The organism is Kitasatospora dryopteridis (assembly GCF_050749075.1).
In the GTDB taxonomy this organism is placed as follows: Bacteria; Actinomycetota; Actinomycetes; order Streptomycetales; family Streptomycetaceae; genus Kitasatospora.
Genome location: NZ_CP192749.1, coordinates 2,222,748 through 2,242,188 on the forward strand (window position 1 = coordinate 2,222,748; position 19,441 = coordinate 2,242,188).

Annotated in this window: 19 protein-coding genes; 2 read left to right on the forward strand and 17 right to left on the reverse strand. The window is 72.6% G+C overall.

Annotated features, from left to right (window positions below; genetic code table 11):
- Positions 1-102: 102 nt before the first annotated feature.
- Positions 103-453 (reverse strand): hypothetical protein, encoded by a 351-nt coding sequence (locus ACQ614_RS10085; RefSeq protein WP_431678113.1) that lies wholly within the window; start codon positions 451-453, stop codon positions 103-105.
- A 155-nt stretch (positions 454-608) separates the two neighbouring features.
- Here ACQ614_RS10085 and ACQ614_RS10090 point away from each other — a divergent pair, with 155 nt between their 5' ends.
- Complete coding sequence (locus tag ACQ614_RS10090; RefSeq protein ID WP_431678114.1) at positions 609-1,916, forward strand: SUKH-4 family immunity protein; 1,308 nt, start codon at positions 609-611, stop codon at positions 1,914-1,916.
- Between the two features lie 71 nt (positions 1,917-1,987).
- Here the strand turns inward: ACQ614_RS10090 and ACQ614_RS10095 are convergent, their stop codons facing one another.
- The 7 genes from ACQ614_RS10095 to ACQ614_RS10125 all read right to left on the reverse strand — a co-directional run bounded on the left by ACQ614_RS10095 (position 1,988) and on the right by ACQ614_RS10125 (position 6,501).
- A complete protein-coding gene (locus tag ACQ614_RS10095; protein ID WP_431678116.1) occupies positions 1,988-2,599 on the reverse strand; it encodes an endonuclease in 612 nt (203 codons plus the stop codon).
- A gap of 57 nt (positions 2,600-2,656) precedes the next feature.
- Entirely contained in the window at positions 2,657-3,160 is a 504-nt protein-coding gene (locus ACQ614_RS10100; RefSeq protein ID WP_431678117.1) for a hypothetical protein, read from the reverse strand.
- Positions 3,154-3,606 (reverse strand): hypothetical protein, encoded by a 453-nt coding sequence (locus ACQ614_RS10105; protein ID WP_431678118.1) that lies wholly within the window; start codon positions 3,604-3,606, stop codon positions 3,154-3,156. The genes ACQ614_RS10100 and ACQ614_RS10105 overlap by 7 nt, the downstream gene beginning before the upstream one ends.
- Before the next feature lie 58 nt (positions 3,607-3,664).
- Positions 3,665-4,150 carry a GNAT family N-acetyltransferase gene (locus tag ACQ614_RS10110; RefSeq protein WP_431678119.1) on the reverse strand — a complete coding sequence of 162 codons (486 nt, stop codon included), beginning with the start codon at positions 4,148-4,150 and terminating at the stop codon, positions 3,665-3,667.
- Between the two features lies 1 nt (position 4,151).
- On the reverse strand, positions 4,152-5,090 hold the full coding sequence (locus tag ACQ614_RS10115; RefSeq protein ID WP_363489432.1) for an RluA family pseudouridine synthase: 939 nt from the start codon (positions 5,088-5,090) through the stop codon (positions 4,152-4,154).
- Positions 5,091-5,172: 82 nt separating this feature from the next.
- Positions 5,173-5,790, reverse strand: a complete 618-nt coding sequence (gene lspA, locus ACQ614_RS10120; RefSeq protein WP_431678121.1) for a signal peptidase II — start codon at positions 5,788-5,790, stop codon at positions 5,173-5,175.
- Positions 5,791-5,994: 204 nt separating this feature from the next.
- A complete protein-coding gene (locus ACQ614_RS10125) occupies positions 5,995-6,501 on the reverse strand; it encodes a TraR/DksA family transcriptional regulator (RefSeq protein ID WP_363489428.1) in 507 nt (168 codons plus the stop codon).
- A 616-nt stretch (positions 6,502-7,117) separates the two neighbouring features.
- On the opposite strand from ACQ614_RS10125, the gene ileS reads away from it, so the two are divergent.
- Complete coding sequence (gene ileS, locus ACQ614_RS10130) at positions 7,118-10,246, forward strand: isoleucine--tRNA ligase (RefSeq protein ID WP_431678122.1); 3,129 nt, start codon at positions 7,118-7,120, stop codon at positions 10,244-10,246.
- A gap of 295 nt (positions 10,247-10,541) precedes the next feature.
- On the opposite strand, the gene ACQ614_RS10135 is transcribed toward ileS, so the two are convergent.
- The 9 genes from ACQ614_RS10135 to ftsW form a co-directional block, all read right to left on the reverse strand.
- Entirely contained in the window at positions 10,542-11,858 is a 1,317-nt protein-coding gene (locus tag ACQ614_RS10135; protein ID WP_431678123.1) for a DivIVA domain-containing protein, read from the reverse strand.
- A 49-nt stretch (positions 11,859-11,907) separates the two neighbouring features.
- Entirely contained in the window at positions 11,908-12,198 is a 291-nt protein-coding gene (locus tag ACQ614_RS10140; protein WP_100890667.1) for a YggT family protein, read from the reverse strand.
- Positions 12,199-12,273: 75 nt separating this feature from the next.
- The gene (locus ACQ614_RS10145; RefSeq protein WP_344627430.1) at positions 12,274-12,882 is read right to left on the reverse strand and encodes a cell division protein SepF; all 609 of its coding nucleotides are present in this window, start codon (positions 12,880-12,882) and stop codon (positions 12,274-12,276) included.
- Between the two features lie 210 nt (positions 12,883-13,092).
- Positions 13,093-13,881 carry a YggS family pyridoxal phosphate-dependent enzyme gene (locus ACQ614_RS10150; RefSeq protein WP_431678124.1) on the reverse strand — a complete coding sequence of 263 codons (789 nt, stop codon included), beginning with the start codon at positions 13,879-13,881 and terminating at the stop codon, positions 13,093-13,095.
- Complete coding sequence (gene pgeF, locus ACQ614_RS10155; RefSeq protein ID WP_431678125.1) at positions 13,878-14,612, reverse strand: peptidoglycan editing factor PgeF; 735 nt, start codon at positions 14,610-14,612, stop codon at positions 13,878-13,880. Before pgeF ends, ACQ614_RS10150 begins: the two co-directional genes overlap by 4 nt.
- An 11-nt stretch (positions 14,613-14,623) precedes the next feature.
- Positions 14,624-15,832 carry a cell division protein FtsZ gene (gene ftsZ, locus ACQ614_RS10160; protein WP_431678126.1) on the reverse strand — a complete coding sequence of 403 codons (1,209 nt, stop codon included), beginning with the start codon at positions 15,830-15,832 and terminating at the stop codon, positions 14,624-14,626.
- Positions 15,833-16,195: 363 nt separating this feature from the next.
- Positions 16,196-16,963 carry a cell division protein FtsQ/DivIB gene (locus tag ACQ614_RS10165; RefSeq protein WP_431678128.1) on the reverse strand — a complete coding sequence of 256 codons (768 nt, stop codon included), beginning with the start codon at positions 16,961-16,963 and terminating at the stop codon, positions 16,196-16,198.
- Positions 16,956-18,062: an undecaprenyldiphospho-muramoylpentapeptide beta-N-acetylglucosaminyltransferase gene (gene murG / locus ACQ614_RS10170; RefSeq protein WP_431678129.1), complete on the reverse strand. Its 1,107-nt coding sequence runs from the start codon at positions 18,060-18,062 to the stop codon at positions 16,956-16,958. Before murG ends, ACQ614_RS10165 begins: the two co-directional genes overlap by 8 nt.
- Before the next feature lie 6 nt (positions 18,063-18,068).
- A complete protein-coding gene (gene ftsW / locus ACQ614_RS10175; protein ID WP_431678130.1) occupies positions 18,069-19,439 on the reverse strand; it encodes a putative lipid II flippase FtsW in 1,371 nt (456 codons plus the stop codon).
- Positions 19,440-19,441: the final 2 nt, after the last annotated feature.

The following is a 19,441-nucleotide window of genomic DNA, read 5'->3' on the forward strand; positions in this document are numbered from 1 at the left end:
ATCGCCGGCGAAGATCCTCTGCTCAGTGCCGTCGGGGCCGATCCTTCACCGGCCCCGCACGGACACCGCGACAGCCCTGCACACTCGGAGCCGGACGGCCCGTCACTTCCGCCCGTCGCGCTTGGCGGTGCCGTTCTCGGCCTCCTCCCGCTCGCGGACCATCTTCTCCGCGCGCTCCTCCGACTTGTGGCGGTCCTCCGGCGACATGTGCTCGGCGGCGTCGCGCATCTCACCGAGCCGGGCGCCGATCGCGTGCATGTAGCGGTCGGACTCGATGACGTCCTTCATGCCGATCCGGCCGCTGAGCACGCTCTTCGCCATCTCCTGCAGCTCGGGGCCGACGTTGGAGTTGTTGGCGATGGTGCGCAGCGCCTTGTGCAGCGAGGCGGCCTGGGTCGGATTGTCCGCCACGTCCAGCAGTTCGTCGTCGCCGATCTCGCGCTCTTCGGCCATGGCGGCCACCTCCCCGTCGTCCCTCACCCTGGACCGCGGCGGGCCAAGACCGGTCGGCCGCGGTCGCTTTCGTCGTGCGATCATATGCAACCGTTCGGAGTCGACGGTGCCTGACGGTAATGTCGGCCGGAGTCCGCCACCACGGAGGAGTCGTCGTGATCACCCAGGAGCAGGCCCTCGCCGCAGCCGACCGATGGCTGAACGGCGATGCGCCGGCCGAGCAGCGCCGTGCCGTCCGACACCGCGAGTTCGGGCTCGGATGGGTGGTCTGGGCCGCGCCCGCAGCGCCGGAGCGCGACCCCGTGACCGGGGAGCGGCGCCCGCCGGCCGACCTCGGCGACGCCTGCGGCGTGGTGGACCGGGAGACCGGCGAGCTCACCGTGTGGCCGTCGGTCCCGGTGGACGAGGTGATCCGCTCGTACGAGGCCAAGCACGCCGACCGGGTGCACCGGAACGACCCGCCGGCCACCGGCCCGGGCAACACCGCCGTCGCCACCTACGTGAACCCGGCCGACGGCCAGGAGGTCATGCTCTACCGCAACGCGGGGCCGGGCCTGCCGCCCGCGGAGTACCAGCTCGCCGCCGAGCTCGACCGGCTCGGCGTTCCGGCCGGCAACGTGGTCGCCGTCCACACCGACCTGCGTCCGGCCACCCTGCCCGGCGGCTACACCGCCGCCCTGGTGGAGCGCGCCTTCCCCAACGCCGAGGTCTCCTGCTCGCACACCTACGGGATCTTCGCCGACGAGCGGGCCGAGGGCGCCGCCGCGCTCACGCTGCACGCCGAGCGGATCGCCCGCCTCGCGGGGCAGCCGCTGCCCCCGCGTCCGCACCGGGTGCCGGCGCCGCAGCCCGGCGAGGTCGAGCAGGCCGCTCCGGTCCGCGACGTGGCGCTCGGCCGTCGGCTGGCCGAGGCCTTCGGCGAGGTCGTGCGGTACGACGCCGACGACATCGCCGGCAGTGCCCTGCCCGAGCCGACCCGCTCCACCCTCACCTGGGCTGGGCTGCCCGCCGAGGTGCCGCTGTTCTTCGCCGCGGACCGCCCGGACGCCCCGCCGGCCGGCGGCCTCCTCGCCGACCTGCGCACCCACCTGACGGCCGTCGGCACCGAGTTGGACGAGTCGCTGCTCGGCGTCCTCGCCGGCTGGACGAGGATCGGCTCCGACGGCCTGTGCACCGTCGCCGTGCAGTGCACGGGCGACGAGCAGAGCCTCGGCTCGGTGTGGGCGGTCAGCCCCCGCACCGGCAGCGGACGGTACGTCAACACCTCGGTCTCCGCCTTCCTCCGCAGCCTGGACGCCCTGGTGACGGCCCGCAGCGCGATGCGCGGGCTCGACCCGCTGGCGGCCGGCACCGCGGTGGCCGCGCTCCAGAACGAGCTCGCGGCGATCGACCCGCAGGCCTTCCACAAGGACTCCACCTGGTGGAGCGTCGTCGTCGAGCAGATGTGGCACGGGCTGTTCTGACCTCGTGGCTGCGCCGCCGCAGAGCCGAAGGCCGGCGGGCGGAACTGCGTGAGACAAGAGCGCCACAGGCCTCAGGCGTGCCCGGCGCGGACGAGGGCGGCGGCGAAGGCGGGCAGGTCGGGCTCGGGGACGAGTGCGGCCAGGTCGTCGGCGTCCCGCGGCAGGCCGAGCGAGGCGGCGGCGTCCCGGGCTCGCCGGTCGAAGTACGGCCGCAGCTCCGGCCAGACGCCCTGGGCCTCGCGGCAGAAGATGTCCGCGCCGACCGGGCCGATCCGGGGGAACTCCTGGAGCAGGCGGTGTTCGGCGGCGGTGTCCCGGCCGGCTTCCTCGCGCAGCCGTCGCAGGTCGCCGCGCCAGCGCTCCAGCAGGAGTTCGGCGCCGCGGCCGAGGGCGGTGGCGGTGCTCTCGTCGTAGCGGACGTAGTGGGCACGGCCGAGGGCGTCCACCCGCGCCTGCCACTCGGCGTCGGCCATGGCCCGCGGGGTCCGCATCCCGGCCCGGAAGAGTTCGCGGGCGGCGGCGACGGCGATGTCGGCCCTGATCCGGGTGGCGCAGAGCACCGCCAGCACCAGCAGCCGGTACAGCGGCGCCGGGCGGTCGCGCAGGGTGATCCCGGCCTCCTGCGCGTACGTCCGCCCGTGCTCGCGCAGCAGCCCGGCCGCGGTCTCCTGGGCCCCGCTCACATGCCGGCGCCTACCCGCGGCCCGGCACCCGAACCGCCGCGCCGCCGTCCCGGCCGGTCACGCGCACCAGGAGCCGCCGCTGCGGCTCGCCCGGGTCTCGACCGAGTAGCCCTGCCTGCCGTCGAAGGCCCAGGAGACCGCGAGGTGGGCGGTGGCGCCGTCGACCTGCTTGGTGAAGCAGAGACCGATCCGCTCGCCGGTCGGGTCCTGGCGCCGGGCGGGCTCGTCCGGCTCGGGCGGTGCCGGCTGCCAGCCGTTCCGGGCGGCGGCCGCCCGGTAGTGGGCGACGACGTCCGCCCGCCGGGCGGGCTCGGTGTACCAGCGGCCGGAGTACGCGAAGCGGTCGTCCTCGTCGCAGCCCGCGTACGGCTCCCCGCCGGTCTGCGCCCCGCGCGGGGTGCCCAGCGCCCGGACCTCGGTCTCCATCGGGCCCTCCAGGGCCGAGTCGGCGAAGGTGCAGCCGTAGATCCCGCCGTCGAGCACCCAGTAGCCGCCGGCCAGGACCAGCAGGACGACCGGGGAGGCGCGGAGGAGGCTCCGGGCCTTCTCCCGGGTCAGCACCAGCCCTCGCCCTCGCGCGCGGCGCTGATGGTCACCCACAGCAGTCCGTCGAGGCTGTCCGTGCCGAAGCTGAGGCGGGCCTCGGTGCCGGCGGTCCGCTTGGTGTAGCAGTCGGGGGGTGTGATGCGGTCCACCGGCAGCGCGGTCCAGCCCTGCTCGCGGACGAGGGTGCGGTAGGCGGCGGCCGTGTCGGCGGGCGACCCGGTGCCGCGGAAGCCCTGCGAGACGCTCACCACCCGGTCGTCGTCGTCACAGGTGTCCGTGGACTCCCCGGCCGGGGCGAACCGGTCGGTGCGGGCGGCGAGCAGGGGGTCGGCGGCGAGAATGCGGGCGAGGCGTCGCTCGTCGGGGCCGCAGCCGTACAGCCCGCCGTCGAGCGCCCACCAGCCGCCGAGGACGGTGAGGGTGCCGAAGACCAGTCCGCCCGCGACGACAGACGCTCCCACCCGAAGATCGTTCACGGGCGGGAGCGTACCGGTCGGCGGGGGCGGGGTGAACCCGCGGTCAGAACACCCGGACCATGGTGCGGTGCGGGATTCCGGCGTCCTCGTAGACCGGGCCCTCGGCGGTGTAGCCGAGCCGCTCGTAGAAGCCGAGCGCCTGGGTCTGGGCGTGCAGTTCGAGCTCGCGGGCGCCGCGCTCGCGGCCGGCCTGCTCGATGGCGCGGACGAGGTCGGCGCCGAGGCCGGTGCCGCGGGCGGGCTTGCGCACGGCGAGGCGGCCGAGCAGCACCCGGCCCTCGACGCCGGTGAGCTTCAGCGCCTCGGGGCCGTGGATCAGGCGGCCGGTGCCGAGGCCGGTGCCGTCGGGGCCGACGGCGAGCAGGTGCACCGAGGTGGCGTCCAGCTCGTCGTACTCCAGCTCCTCGGGGACGTTCTGCTCCTCGACGAAGACCTCGCGGCGGACGCTGCGGACCTGGGCGAGGTCGGCCTCGGTCACCGCGATCCTGATCTCCACCGGGGCCGGCGCCCGCTCGGGGGTCCCGGCCATGTCAGCTCTCCGAGGCGATGATGTCGAGGGCCTTCTGCAGGTCGGCGGGGTACTCGCTGCGGAACTCGACCCACTGGCCGTCGGAGGGGTGCTCGAAGCCGAGCTGGACGGCGTGCAGCCACTGGCGGGTGATGCCGAGGCGCTTGGCGAGCGTGGGGTCGGCGCCGTAGGTGAGGTCGCCGACGCAGGGGTGGCGCAGCGCGGACATATGCACCCGGATCTGGTGGGTGCGGCCGGTCTCCAGCTTGATGTCGAGCAGGGAGGCGGCGCGGTAGGCCTCGATGAGGTCGTAGTGGGTGACCGAGGGCTTGCCGTCGCGGGTGACGGCCCACTTCCAGTCGCTGCTGGGGTGGCGGCCGATGGGGGCGTCGACGGTGCCGGAGAGCGGGTCGGGGTGGCCCTGGACGAGGGCGTTGTACCGCTTCTCGGTGATGCGGTCGTGGAACTGCCGCTTGAGGTCGGTGTAGGCGCGCTCGGACTTGGCGACGACCATGAGGCCGGAGGTGCCGACGTCGAGGCGGTGCACGATGCCCTGGCGCTCGGCGGCGCCGGAGGTGGAGATGCGGTAGCCGGCGGCGGCGAGGCCGCCGATGACGGTGGGGCCGGTCCAGCCGGGGCTGGGGTGGGCGGCGACGCCGACCGGCTTGTCGACGAGCACGATGTCGTCGTCGTCGTGGACGATGCGCATGCCCTCGACGGGCTCGGCGACGATCTGCACCGGGGCGGCGGGGGCCGGGATCTCGACCTCCAGCCAGGCGCCCGCGGTCACCCGGTCCGACTTGGCGGCGACGGAGCCGTCGAGCGTCACCTTGCCGTCGGCGGCCAGCTCGGCGGCCTTCGTCCGGGAGAATCCGAACATCCGGGCCAGGGCGGCGTCGAGGCGCTCGCCCTCCAGGCCGTCGGGTACGGGAAGGCTGCGGGTCTGCGCTGCGATACTCACTCGTACGAGTATGCCGGACCGCGGGCAGCGGCCCGACCGGCCCCGTGGGGGCGGTGGCCGGGCCGCACGGGCGCTCAGGGGGTCAGCGGGCGCCGTCGCCCGTGTTCTCCTCGTCGTCGCCGTCCTGTGCGGCGGGCTGCTTGGCCGGCTGGTGGGTGGTGCCGTCCGGGTTGGAGCCGCGGAAGGACAGCAGCACCACCAGGATGCCGCCGCAGACGATGGCGGAGTCGGCGAGGTTGAAGACCGCGAAGTGCTGGACGGAGATGAAGTCCACCACGTGGCCGCGGAAGACGCCGGGGGCGCGGAACAGCCGGTCGGTGAGGTTGCCGAGGGCGCCGCCGAGCAGCAGGCCGAGGGCGACGGCCCAGGGCAGGCTGTAGAGGCGGCGGGCGATCCGCCAGATGACCACGATGACGGCGGCGGCGATCGCGGTGAAGACGACCGTCATGGCCTGGCCCATGCCGAAGGCGGCGCCGGGGTTGCGGATCACCTCGAAGGTCATGATGTCGCCGATCACCTGGATCTGCTGGTGCCCCTCCAGGCGGGCGACGACCAGCAGCTTGCTGCCGAGGTCGATCAGGAAGGCGAGCAGGGCGACGGCCAGCAGCACGCCGATCCGGCGGCGGCGGACCGTCCGTGCACCGGAGGCTGCGGTGGCGCCGGCCGCGCCCGTCCCGGGCTGGGGGGCGGAGTCGTCCACGGCGGTCTCCGGCTCGTGCGGCACGCGTGCGGTGGGGACGGCTTCGTCCTGCGTCTGGGGGGAACCTGGAGTGCTGATGATCCGCTCCGCTGCCGTGTACAAGAGGACCGGCCCGAGGCGGGCCGGCCGTGGGCCGGGGTTACGGGGACGAGCGTACGGCACTCGGCGGCCGGACCGCCCGTTCCCCGTCACCACAGGTGGGCGCTACCTGCGCTCCTGCTTGGCCTTGCAGCTGACGCAGAGCGTCGCCCGCGGGAAGGCCTGCAGCCGGGCCTTGCCGATCGCCTGGCCGCAGGACTCGCAGACGCCGAAGCCGACGCCCTCCAGGCGGGCGAGGGCGCGCTCGGTCTGGGCGAGGCTGTCGCGGGCGTTGTTGGCGAGGGCGAGCTCGCTCTCCCGGTTGATGTTCTTGGTGCCGGCGTCGACCTGGTCGTCCCCGGCGCCGTCGTTGGAGTCCCGCATGAGGCCGGTGATGGCGGCCTCGGAGGCCTCGATCTCGGCGCGCAGCCGCTCCAGGTCGGTGTTGAGCTCGGCGTGCAGCTCGGCCACCTCGGCCGACGTCCAGGCGTCCTCGCCGGGGCGGACCGGCAACTCGGCCGGGTCCACCGACTCGGCTCCGCCGCCCCGGGCGCCGGAGCCCGCCGGGACATGGGTGCGGCTGGTCGCCGCCCGGCCGGTGGTGGTGCTGGTCTTCCGCCGTGCAGTGCTCACGGTCCCCTCCCCTGGGTCGCCTGCCACAGCCTCCCGCGTCCGCTTGGTGGCGGTACGCGTGCCAGTTGCTCTCTCAGCCATGGCTTTCGACCTCATTTACGAATGATGCGAACCGCCGGTTCCCGGCGGCCTCCAGTGCCGGAAAGATAAACCTCATCGAATCCGGTCACAACGGGACATACCGGTGTCAGATCCGATCCCACCCGGGCAGCCTCCGCCGCCGATGCCGCCCAAGTGCTGACCCTGTTGTGCCCAGATCGCCACCGGCTAACCGCGGCGCCCGCCGGGCGGCCCTCGGGTGCGCTTACCGGTTTGCCACGGCCGATACACTGGGCGGGCAAGGCGCAGATGGGACGAGTACCGCTGTACGCAGCCACCAGCGACCCGGGGACGGTGCGAGCCCGGGGGTGTGCACGGCGCGAAGATCACCCCGGAGCCGCCGGAAGAACGGCCGCACGACCCGCTCGGGCGGCCCAGTAGAACCGGCAGCAGACCCAAACAAGAGGGTCGCGGGCCACGCCGGCCGCGGCCAAGGAGGGTGGTACCGCGGGACGGCCTGCCGTCTCGTCCCTCCGTCGGAGCCAGTCCACGCATCCGTCGGAGGTAGACGCCAGCGATGAGCACCTACAACCCCGTCCCCGCGCAGGTCGACCTGCCTGCCCTGGAGCACGGCATCCTGTCGTTCTGGCAGGACAACAAGATCTTCCAGCGCAGCCTTGAGCAGTCCGAGGGACGCCCGGAGTGGGTGTTCTACGAGGGCCCGCCGACCGCCAACGGCATGCCGGGCGCCCACCACATCGAGGCCCGCGTCTTCAAGGACGTCTTCCCGCGCTACCGCACCATGAAGGGCTACCACGTCGCCCGCAAGGCCGGCTGGGACTGCCACGGCCTGCCGGTCGAGCTCGCCGTCGAGAAGGAGCTCGGCTTCTCCGGCAAGCAGGACATCGAGGCGTACGGCATCGCCGAGTTCAACGCCAAGTGCCGCGAGTCCGTCACCCGGCACACCGACGAGTTCGTCAAGCTCACCGAGCGCATGGGCTACTGGGTCGACCTCGACGAGGCGTACCGGACCATGGACCCCTCGTACATCGAGTCGGTCTGGTGGTCGCTCAAGCAGATCTTCGACAAGGACCTGCTGGTCCAGGACCACCGGGTCGCCCCCTGGTGCCCGCGCTGCGGCACCGGCCTGTCCGACCACGAGCTGGCCCAGGGCTACGAGACCGTCGTCGACCCCTCGGTCTACGTCCGCTTCCCGCTGACCTCCGGCCCGCTGGCCGGCGAGGCCGCGCTGCTGGTCTGGACGACCACCCCGTGGACGCTGGTCTCCAACACCGCCGCCGCCGTGCACCCCGAGGTCACCTACGTGGTGGCCACCGACGGCACCGAGAAGCTGGTCGTCGCGGAGGCGCTGGTCGCCAAGGCCCTCGGCGAGGGCTGGGAGGCCACCGGGCAGACCTTCACCGGCGCCGAGATGGAGCGCTGGACGTACGACCGGCCGTTCCAGCTGGTCGAGATCGAGAACGCGCACTTCGTGGTGACCGCCGACTACGTCACCACCGAGGACGGCACCGGCATCGTCCACCAGTCCCCCGCCTTCGGCGCCGACGACCTCGCGGTCTGCCGCCGCTACGGCCTGCCCGTGGTCAACCCGGTCGAGGCCGACGGCACCTTCGCCACGGACGTCCCGCTGGTCGGCGGCGTCTTCTTCAAGAAGGCCGACGAGGCCCTCGTCGCCGACCTGCAGGCCCGCGGCCTGCTCTTCCGCCACCTGCCGTACGAGCACAGCTACCCGCACTGCTGGCGCTGCCACACCGCGCTGCTCTACTACGCGCAGCCGTCCTGGTACATCCGCACCACCGCGGTCAAGGACGCCCTCCTCCGGGAGAACGAGAACACCAACTGGTTCCCCGAGAACGTCAAGCACGGCCGCTTCGGCGACTGGCTCAACAACAACATCGACTGGGCGCTCTCCCGTAACCGCTACTGGGGCACCCCGCTGCCGATCTGGCGCTGCGACGAGGGCCACCTCACCTGCGTCGGCTCGCTGGCCGAGCTCTCCGGGCTCACCGGCACCGACCAGAGCGGCCTCGACCCGCACCGGCCGTTCATCGACGACGTCACCTTCGGCTGCCCGCAGTGCTCCGGCACCGCCGTGCGCGTCCCCGAGGTCATCGACGCCTGGTACGACTCGGGCTCCATGCCCTTCGCGCAGTACGGCTACCCGTACCGCAACAAGGAGCTGTTCGAGAAGCGCTACCCGGCGCAGTTCATCTCCGAGGCGATCGACCAGACCCGCGGCTGGTTCTACACGCTGATGGCCGTCGGCACCCTGGTCTTCGACAAGTCCTCCTACGAGAACGTGGTCTGCCTCGGCCACATCCTCGCCGAGGACGGCCGGAAGATGTCCAAGCACCTGGGCAACATCCTCCAGCCGATCCCGCTGATGGACCAGCACGGTGCCGACGCCGTCCGGTGGTTCATGGCCGCGGGCGGTTCGCCCTGGTCCGCGCGCCGCGTCGGCCACGGCACCATCCAGGAGGTCGTCCGCAAGACGCTGCTGACCTACTGGAACACCGTCGCCTTCCAGGCCCTGTACGCGCGCACCGCCGACTGGGCGCCCTCCGCCGCCGACCCGGCGCCGGCGATGCGCCCGCAGCTCGACAAGTGGGTGCTCTCCGAGCTCAACACCCTCGTCCGCGAGGTCGACCTGGCCCTGGAGGCCTACGACACCCAGCGGGCCGGCAAGCTGCTGTCCGCCTTCGTCGACGACCTCTCCAACTGGTACGTCCGCCGCGGCCGCCGCCGCTTCTGGCAGGGCGACGCCGCCGCGCTCGCCACCCTGCACGAGGCGCTGGAGACCGTCACCCGGCTGATGGCCCCGCTCACCCCGTTCATCACCGAGCAGGTCTGGCAGGACCTGGTCGTCCCGGTCACCCCGGGCGCCCCGTCCTCCGTCCACCTCGCCGCCTGGCCGACCGCCGACGAGACCCTCGTCGACGCCGACCTCTCCCGGAACATGGCGCTGGTGCGCCGCCTCGTCGAGCTCGGCCGGGCCACCCGCGCCGAGTCCGGGGTGAAGACCCGTCAGCCGCTGTCCCGGGCGCTCGTCGCGGCCCAGGGCTGGGACGAACTCCCCGCCGACCTGCGTGCGCAGATCGCCGAAGAGCTCAACGTCACCACCCTGGAGTCGCTGGCCGGCGTCGGCGCCTCGCTCGTCGACACCTCCGCCAAGGCCAACTTCCGGGCCCTCGGCAAGCGGTTCGGCAAGGGTGTCCAGGACGTGGCCAAGGCGGTCGCCGCCGCGGACGCCGCCGTCCTCGCCGCCGAACTGCGGGCCTCCGGCACCACCGGGGTCCAGCTGAACGGCGAGCGGATCGAGCTCTCGCCGGACGAGGTGATCATCACCGAGACCCCGCGGGAGGGCTGGGCCGTCGCCAACGAGTCCGGCGCCACCGTCGCCCTCGACCTGGCGATCACCCCGGAGCTGAAGCGGCTCGGCATCGCCCGCGACGCCATCCGCCAGATCCAGGAGGCCCGGAAGAACTCCGGCCTGGACGTCGCCGACCGGATCGTCCTCCGCTGGCGCGCCACCAGCGAGGAGACCGCCGAGGCCATCGCCGAACACGGCCCCCTGGTCGCCGACGAGGTCCTCGCCGTGGACTTCGCCGCCGGCGCCGCCGACTGGGACTCCGAGAGCTTCGCCGACGACTCCCTCGGCCTCGCCTTCCAGCTCCGCAAGGCCTGACACCGGCCGGCCGGTAGCAGCTCGGGCCGTCCCGTAGAGGCTCGGGCCAACCCATAGGGGCGCGGGGAACTGCGCAATTCGGATGTGGTCTTCCTCCCGAATCGCACAGTTCCCCGCGCCCCTTTGTTTGTGGTCGGCCTCACTCGACGGGGAGCCCGCATCCGGATCGCGCAGTTCTCCCCCAGCCTTCGGCCGGGAGGTGACCCCACGCGCCCCTTCGGGGTTGGCCGCACACACGAGGGCGCCCCCGCCGTGATGTTGATCACAGTGGGGGCGCCCTCGATGTGGGTGGTGCTTAGTTGTCGCCGTCCTCGTCGATGAGGAAGCCCCGCATGGGGGCCGGCGCCTGCTGCATCGGCTGCGGCGGCTGCGGCCGCACCGCGGCCATCGGCTGCGTCATCCCGGCGGGAGCCATCTGTGCGGCACCGCTGCCGCCCGGCTGGCTGCCGAAGCTCGGGCTGCTGCCGCCGCCGAAGGAGTTCCCGCCGAAGGACTGGCCGTTGCCGCCGAACGACGGCTGGTTGCCGCCGAAGGAGGGCTGGCTGCCGAAGCTCGGGCTGCTCACCGAGGAGGTGGCCGGCGACATCGACGACGCCGCCGGGGGCAGCGAGGCGGTGGCCGGGATCCGCGGCGGGGCCAGCGAGTCGTCCGCCTGGGACTCCAGCTGGCGCAGCTGGGTCTCGAGGTAGGACTTCAGGCGGGTCCGGTACTCGCGCTCGAAGGCGCGCAGGTCCTCGACCTTGCGCTCCAGCGTGGCGCGGGCGGACTCCAGGGAGCCCATGGCGACGCGGTGCTTCTCCTGGGCGTCCCGCTCCAGGGCGTCGGCCTTGGCGCGGGCGTCCCGCTCCAGGCCCTCGGCGCGGCTGCGGGCCTCGCCGACGATCTTGTTGGCCTCGGAGCGCGCCTCGGAGATCGCCTGGTCGGCGGTCTGCTGGGCGAGGGCGAGCACGCGGGCGGCGCTGTCGCCGCCGGGCTGCTGCTGCGGCTGGCCCATCGGGCCACCGAGCGGGCCGCCCATCGGCTGGCCCATCGGCTGGCCCATCGGCTGGCCCATGGGGCCGCCCATCGGCGCGAGCTGCTGCTGGCCGCCCATGGTCTGGCCCATCTGCTGCGGCTGGCCCATCGGACCGCCCATGGCCTGCAGCATCTGACCGCCCATCGGCTGGACCAGCTGCTGCTGGCCGCCCATGGTCTGACCCATCTGCTGCGGCTGGCCCATCTGGCCGGCGCCGGGGCCGGGCGGGAGGGCGGGGGCGCCGGACGGCAGGCCGAGGGGCTGGTTGCCCATCTGCTGCTGCGGGCCGCCCATCTGCTGGGGACCGGGGCCCTGCTGCTGGCCGGGCACCGGCGGGCCGGATATGGCGGCGGGCACCGGGGCGCCGCCGGGACGGGCGTCCTGCGGCGGCTCCTTGCGCATGTTGGCCTGGTTCTGCGCGGCGGCACGCGTGGCGGCGGCCAGCTTGGCGCGCAGGTCCTCGTTCTCGCGAAGCAGGCGGGTCAGCTCGGCTTCGACCTCGTCGAGGAAGGCATCGACCTCGTCCTCGTCATAGCCTTCGCGCAGCCGGACGGTCGTGAACTGCTTGTTCCGAACGTCCTCGGGGGTCAATGGCATCTCTTCACCTCAACGTGATCGTCGGCACTCCGGAATCCTGTCGCATCGCTCACAACGACAGGGACCGCACGAGCGAGATCAGGACATACACAATGATCATCAGTACGAAGAAGGACAGGTCGAGCGCCACGCCCCCGAGACGCAACGGCGGGATGAAGCGCCGAAGAAGCTTGAGCGGCGGATCCGTGACAGTGTACGTGGCCTCCAGGACCAGGACCATGGCCCTTCCCGGCTGCCACGAGCGCGCGAACTGGAAGACCCAGTCCATCACGAGGCGGAAGAGCAGGATGAGCAGGAAGACTGTCAGCGCGTAGTACAGCACCGCCCCGACGATCCCCATCTCGTCTCCCTCTCCTGGTCATCAGCCCGTCAGTGACGCACCGTCGATCGGTCCACACGTAAAGTCGTGGCCGGGTCAGCTCTGGTTGAAGAACCCACCCTCGGCGATCCGAGCCTTGTCCTCCGCCGTGACATCGACGTTAGCAGGAGACAGGAGGAACACCTTCTGTGTCACGCGCTCGATACTGCCGTGGAGACCGAAGACGAGTCCAGCGGCGAAGTCTACGAGCCGCTTGGCGTCCGTGTCGTCCATCTCGGTCAAATTCATGATCACAGGTGTGCCGTCGCGGAACTGTTCCCCGATGGTACGGGCCTCGTTGTAGGTCCTCGGGTGCAGCGTGGTGATGCGGTAGGGCTCTCGTTCGTTCACTACCTTGGGCATGATCACCGGGGAGCTCTTCTCCAGGTTCTGGCGGCGGTCGGGTGTGATGGACGACACGGGCGCCATCCGCGGCGCCTCCTGCCGGATCGGGACGGCGGCCGGCACGGGCTGCGGTGCGATGTGCGCGACCGGCGCGGGCGCCGGGCGCTCGGCCGCCGCCGGGCGCAGGTCCTCGGTGCGGCCGGTGCGGATCGGCTCCGGGTCGGCGTCGTAGTCGTCGTCGGGGTCGTAACCCTGGCCGTCGTACGTCTCGTCCTCCACGAGGCCGAGGTAGACCGCCATCTTGCGCATTGCGCCGGCCATGCTCCTGTCTCCTCCGCTCTGTGGTGGATCGGCTCCGACTCCGGCCTCGGCCTGCGGTCTCCGCAGCGGCCCGGGCTCGCCGGACCGACGGCCCGTCAGGCCGTGGAGATTCTGCGGAGATGCGATCCACGAAGTTTTCGCTAGCGCGCTGGAACGGCTGCTAGGTTCTGTCCTGTTTTGTCCTGCAGTCTGATCTACTAACCGGTGACGTTACCCGAGCGGTGACCGCACGCCGAGTACCGCCGTACCGACGCGTACATGTGTCGCTCCGGCTGCCACGGCCTGCTCCAAATCCCCGCTCATGCCTGCGGACACCATCGTGGCAGCCGGATGGCTCGCCCGTACGGCGCTTGCGATTTCCGCGAGCCTGGCGAAGGCCGCGGCCGGGTCGCCGGCCAACGGACCGGCCAGCGGAGCGACCGTCATCAGGCCGTCCAGCCGCAGACCGGGCGCGGCGGCGATCAGGTCGGCCAGCGCCTCCACCTCGGACGGCGCCACCCCGGCCCGGTGCGCGCCCTCCCCGGCCTCCTTGTCGAGTGCCACCTGCACCAGGCAGCCGAGGGGCGCGCGCCCCGATCCCCGCACCGCCGCGGAGAGCGAGTCGACCAGCCGCGGGCGGTCCACCGAGTGCACCAGGTGGGCGTAGCGGACCACCGAGCGCACCTTGTTGGTCTGCAGCTGGCCGACGAAGTGCCAGGTCAGCGGCAGGTTCACGCACTGCTCGGCCTTGCCCGCGGCGTCCTGGTCGCGGTTCTCGGCCACGTCGGTGACGCCGAGTCCGGCGAGCAGGGCGGTGTCCTCGGCCGGGTAGGTCTTGGTGACCACGACCAGGGTGACCTCGTCGCGGGCGCGGCCGGCGGCGGAGCAGGCGTCGGCGATCCGCTTCTCGACCACCTCGAGGTTGGCGCCGAGTTCCTCGTACCGTTCGCGCTGCCGCTCGTCGAGGGCGGCGAGGAATTCGGCACCGCCGGGGAACGGTCCGTAGATGTCGTTCGTCATGAGAGATCGGGGCCCAACCAGACGTAGCTCGCGAGGCGGCCGGTCCGCTGCTCCCGGCGGTAGGAGTAGTGGTCGTCCGACTCGAGGGTGCAGACGTCGGAGCGCACCACGTCGGTGACGCCTGCCCCGGCGAGCTGGGCGGCGACGCCGGCGGCGACGTCCAGTGCGGGCGTGCCCCAGGAGGTCTCGGCGTACGCGGCGGGCACGACCGCGGCGACCTCGTCGCGCAGTGCGGCGGGCACCTCGTAGCAGCGGCCGCACACGGCGGGGCCGAGCACGGCGGTGATCCGTGCCGGGTCGGCGCCGAGTTCCGCCATGGCACGGACGGCGGCCGGGACGACGCCTGCGGCCAGGCCGGGCCGGCCGGCGTGGGCGGCGCCGACGATTCCGGCGGCCGGGTCGGCCAGCAGCACCGGGGTGCAGTCGGCGGTGAGCACCGCCAGGGCGAGCGGGCGGTCGGTGACCACCGCGTCGACGGTGGGGGCCTGCCCGTCGGGCTGCCGCTCCGCCACCACGGCGACCGCGTTGCCGTGCACCTGGTTCATCCAGACCACGTCCGCCGGGTCGAGCCCGAGCTCCCGGGCGGCGATCTCCCGGTTGCGCCGGACGGCGGCCGGGTCGTCCCCGACCGCGCCGCCGAGGTTGAGCTCCCCGTACGGCGAGGTGCTCACCCCGCCCCACCGGGTGGTGGAGGCGAAGTGAGCACCGTGTCGACTGATGTGAGGAATCACGTGCGAGACGTCTACTTCAGGAAGTCGGGCACGTCGAGCTCCTCGGCGGGGCTCTCCACGTACGGCTGGCGGGCGGGCTGCACCTGCGGCGGCACCGGCGGGACGGTGGGCGCGGTGATCCGGGCCGGCACGTCGGAGGTGCGGTCGGAGTCGTCCGGACGGGCCGTCACGGAGCCGATCCCGTAGGACGGCCGGGTGGCCGGGCGCTCCGGGGCGGCCGCGGGCTGGTTGGTGGAGGCCTTGACCACCGGCTCGCGGACGATCGCCGGGGGCTGGCCGCCGTCGAAGCCGGCCGCGATGACGGTGACCCGGACCTCGTCGCCGAGCGCGTCGTCGATGACGGCGCCGAAGATGATGTTGGCCTCGGGGTGGGCGGCCTCGCTGACCAGCTGGGCGGCCTCGTTGATCTCGAACAGGCCGAGGTCGGAGCCGCCGGAGATGGAGAGCAGCACGCCGCGGGCACCGTCGATGGAGGCCTCCAGCAGCGGCGAGGAGATCGCCATCACGGCGGCCGCCTTGGCGCGGTCCTCGCCGCGGGCGGAGCCGATGCCCATGAGGGCGGAGCCGGCGTCCGACATGACCGACTTGACGTCGGCGAAGTCGAGGTTGATCAGGCCGGGGGTGGTGATCAGGTCGGTGATGCCCTGGACACCGGAGAGCAGCACCTGGTCGGCGGAGCGGAAGGCGTCCAGCACGCTCACCTGGCGGTCCGAGATGGACAGCAGGCGGTCGTTCGGGATGACGATGAGGGTGTCGACCTGCTCGCGCAGCGAGGCGATGCCGTCCTCGGCCTGGTTGGCCCGGCGGCGGCCCTCGAAGGTGAACGGGCGGGTGACCACGCCGATGGTGAGCGCGCCGAGCGAGCGGGCGATGTTGGCCACGACGGGCGCGCCGCCGGTGCCGGTGCCGCCGCCCTCGCCGGCCGTCACGAAGACCATGTCGGCCCCCTTGAGGACCTCCTCGATCTCCTCGCGGTGGTCCTCGGCGGCCTTGCGGCCGACCTCGGGGTTGGCGCCGGCGCCGAGGCCCCGGGTGAGTTCACGGCCCACATCGAGCTTCACGTCGGCGTCGCTCATGAGGAGGGCCTGCGCATCGGTGTTGATCGCGATGAACTCGACGCCCTTGAGCCCGACCTCGATCATCCGGTTGATGGCGTTGACACCACCGCCGCCGATACCGACGACCTTGATGACTGCGAGGTAGTTCTGGGGTGCTGCCACGTCGAAGGCCTCTCGCCTCGAATTTCCGGGTCGGCTCCCCGTGTCGCGAAGGCCGACGGATGTCGATGGGTGGGGAGCACGCGCTTTCGGTGCTGTATGTCCGAAATGCCGACCGCCGACCCGAACCCTAAACTTGAGGTTTAGGGTTGTAGCTGTACCTCTGTCACATTGCTGCTGGACACAGCCTGGTGACACAGGACAGTAGGTCGCATCCGGTCGGTGTTCAACGAACACGCCGAGCTTCCCGTTTTTCTTTTGAGCCTATGTGATCATCGACCCTCCGGTGAAACCGGGGTGACCACCAAGGGTCGGACCGGAGCCTCGGCCCCGTCAATACCGCCCCTTCAGGAAGAACTTACCGGATCATCCCGACACGGCCGGGGCATCCGGCGCACTCACGTCGTAAATGGCGGCTTTCCGGCCGATCAGCGCGGCCAGCACCCGGGCCTTGCGGTCCGTCCGCTCCGGGCTCCCCCAGCGCACGGTGGCCCCGCCGGACAGCTGCAGCCGGATGTCGTCGTAGCTGTGCACCTGCACCGCGCCGGCCTTGCCGGACAGCTCGGCGGGCAGGCCGGCGGCGACCGTGATCGCGGCGTGCACCAGGGCCGGCCGGTCGAACAGGTCCAGCGCTTCGTTCGCCTGCTGACTGAGCTGCAGGTCCACCACCGGCACCCCCTGCGGCGCGGCCGGCTCGGTGGCGAAGGTGAAGCCCCCCGCGTCGACCTGCGCGAACTTCCCGTCCTCGGTGCGGACGGCGGCCACCGCCCGACGCTCCGTCACCTTCACCCGCAGGGTGTGCGGCCAGCCGCGCCAGACCTCGGCCTTCGCCACCCGGGGCACGGCCTCCACCCGGCGCTCCGCCTCGTCCAGGTCGACCCGGGCGAGCGGGCCGTGCCGCAGGCCGCCGAGCGCCGCAGCGACCTCGTCCTGGCCGAGCCGGCCGCTGTCCAGGCCCTGGACGGCGACGGCGCGCACGTCCAGGGCCGAGGAGGCGAAGACCAGCCAGGAGAGCCCGCCGGTGAGCAGGGAACCGAGCGCGCACAGCACCGCGATCCCCCGCCGGGAGAGCCGCAGCCGGGGAACCGGCGCGTCGTCCTCCCCCGCCGGGTCGGCGACGGCCGGGTCAGCCACGGCCGCGGCCGCCGCGGGACGCCTCGATCGCTTCGTACACCATGCGCACCAGCAGTTCGTCCGCGTCGCGGCGACCGAACTCGGCGGCGGCGCGGCTCATGTCCCACAGCCGGGCCGGGTCGGTGAGCACCGGCAGCACGTTCTGCAGCACCCAGTCAGGGGTGAGCTCGGCGTCGTCGACCAGCAGGCCGCCGCCGGCCTTCACCATCGGCTGGGCGTTCAGCCGCTGCTCGCCGTTGCCGATCGGCAGCGGCACGAACGCCGCCGGCAGGCCCACCGCGGCCAGCTCGGCCACGGTCATCGCGCCGGCCCGGCAGAGCATCAGGTCGGCCGCGGCGTAGGCGAGGTCCATCCGGTCGACGTACGGCACCGCCCGGTACGGCGGCATGCCGGGGATGTCGTCGATCCGCGGCAGCTCGTTCTTCGGGCCGACCGCGTGCAGGATCTGCACGCCGTACTGCTGCAGCCGCGGGGCGATGGACTGGACGGTCTCGTTCAGCCGGCGGGCGCCCTGCGAGCCGCCGGACACCAGCAGGGTGGGCAGCCGCTGGTCGAGGCCGAAGTAGTGGCGGGCCTCCGGGCGGACGGCGTTGCGGTCCAGGGTCGCGATGGTGCGGCGCAGCGGGATGCCGATGTACCGGGAGTCGCGGAGCTTGGAGTCCGGGGTGGAGACGGCGACGAAGTCGGTGTAGCGGGCGCCGATCTTGTTGGCCAGGCCGGGGCGGGCGTTGGCCTCGTGCACCACGATCGGCACGCCGGCGCGCTTGGCGGCCAGGTAGGCGGGCATGGCGACGTAGCCGCCGAAGCCGACCACGACGTCGGCCCTGACCCGCTCGATGACGTCCTGGGCGGCGCGTACGGTGCCGCGGAGCCGGCCGGGAACGGTGATCAGCTCGGGGGTGGGCTTGCGGGGCAGCGGGACGGCGGGGATGAGCGCAAGCTCGTAGCCGCGCTCGGGCACCAGCCGGGTCTCCAGGCCGCGCTCGGTGCCGAGGGCGGTGATCCCCACGGAGGGGTCGTGCCTGCGGAGGGCGTCCGCGAGGGCCATGGCCGGCTCGATGTGACCGGCGGTCCCGCCGCCGGCGAGTACGACATGCACCGAAATTCACCGCTCCCTGCGCGCCGGCCGTGCGGCCGGCTTGCGCGCTGTGGTTCGTCGTCGTGGCAGCACCCGGGCCAGGAGTGTCCCGGCTCGGGTGGGGGTCCGGGCGGCGAGGGCCGCCTTTGCCGCCGGGGTGCTGCGCGCGAAGCTGATCAGCACACCGATGGCGCACATGGCCGCCAGCATGGCGGACCCTCCGTAGGAGAACAGCGGGAGGGGGACGCCCGCGATGGGCAGGAGTCCCAGGGCCGACCCCAGGTTGACCATGGCCTGCGCCATGATCCACGTGGTGGCGGCTCCCGCGGCGTACCTGACGAAAGGGTCCTTCGTGCCGATGGCCACACGGATACCCGCGTAGCCTAGTGCCGCGAAGAGTCCGAGTACCGACAGCGTCCCCACCAGACCGAGTTCCTCGCCGGTGGCGGCGAAGATGAAGTCGGTGTGGGCCTCCGGCAGCTGGCCCCACTTCTCGACGCCGGCGCCGAGTCCGGAGCCGAAGGGGCCGCCGGCGGCGAAGGCGTACAGGCCGTGCAGGGCCTGGAAGCAGTTGAGGTTCGGGTCCGGTTTGGTGACGCCGATGCAGGCCAGGCGGTCGAGCCGGTGCGGCACGGTGATGATCAGGGCGGTGCAGGCGACCACCGCGATGCCGAGGGTGGCGCCGAAGAGCCGCAGCGGTGCGCCGACCATCCAGAGCAGGCCGAAGAGCATGGCGACCAGGACCATGGTGGTGCCCATGTCCCCGCCGAGCATGATCAGCATCATCAGCAGGACGGTGCCCGGCACCAGCGGCACCAGCAGGTGCTTCCACTGGTCGAGGGTGTGGGTGCGGTGCTTGCGGGCGAGCAGGTCGGCGCCCCAAAGGATCAGGGCGAGCTTGGCGAACTCGGAGGGCTGGACCTGGAAGAAGCCGAAGCCCAGCCAGTTCCGGTTGCCGTTGACCATCACGCCGATGCCGGGGATGGCGACCAGCAGCAGCCCGGCGATCACGGCGAGCAGCAGCGGGTAGGCGAGCAGCCGCAGCGCCTTCACGGGGGTGCGGGCGAGCAGCACCAGCATGACGGTGCCGAGCATGGTGGCGACCAGCTGCTTGCGGAAGAAGAAGGTGATCGGCAGGCGGTGTTCCATCACCAGGATCTGGGAGGAGGAGAACACCATGACCAGGCCGAGCACCACGAGCAGCATGGTGGAGCCGAGGATGAGGTAGTACGGGGTGAGCGGCCGGTCCAGCGTCCAGCGAACCCTGGCCCGCAGGGCGCGGAGCCGGGTGACGGGGGTGGCGGCCTTGAACGTGGTGGTGGTCGCGGAGATCAGCTGGAGGCGGGCGGAGCCGCGCTCCGGTGGGGCGGCCGTTCCCGCCTTGCCCTCACCGGACACGT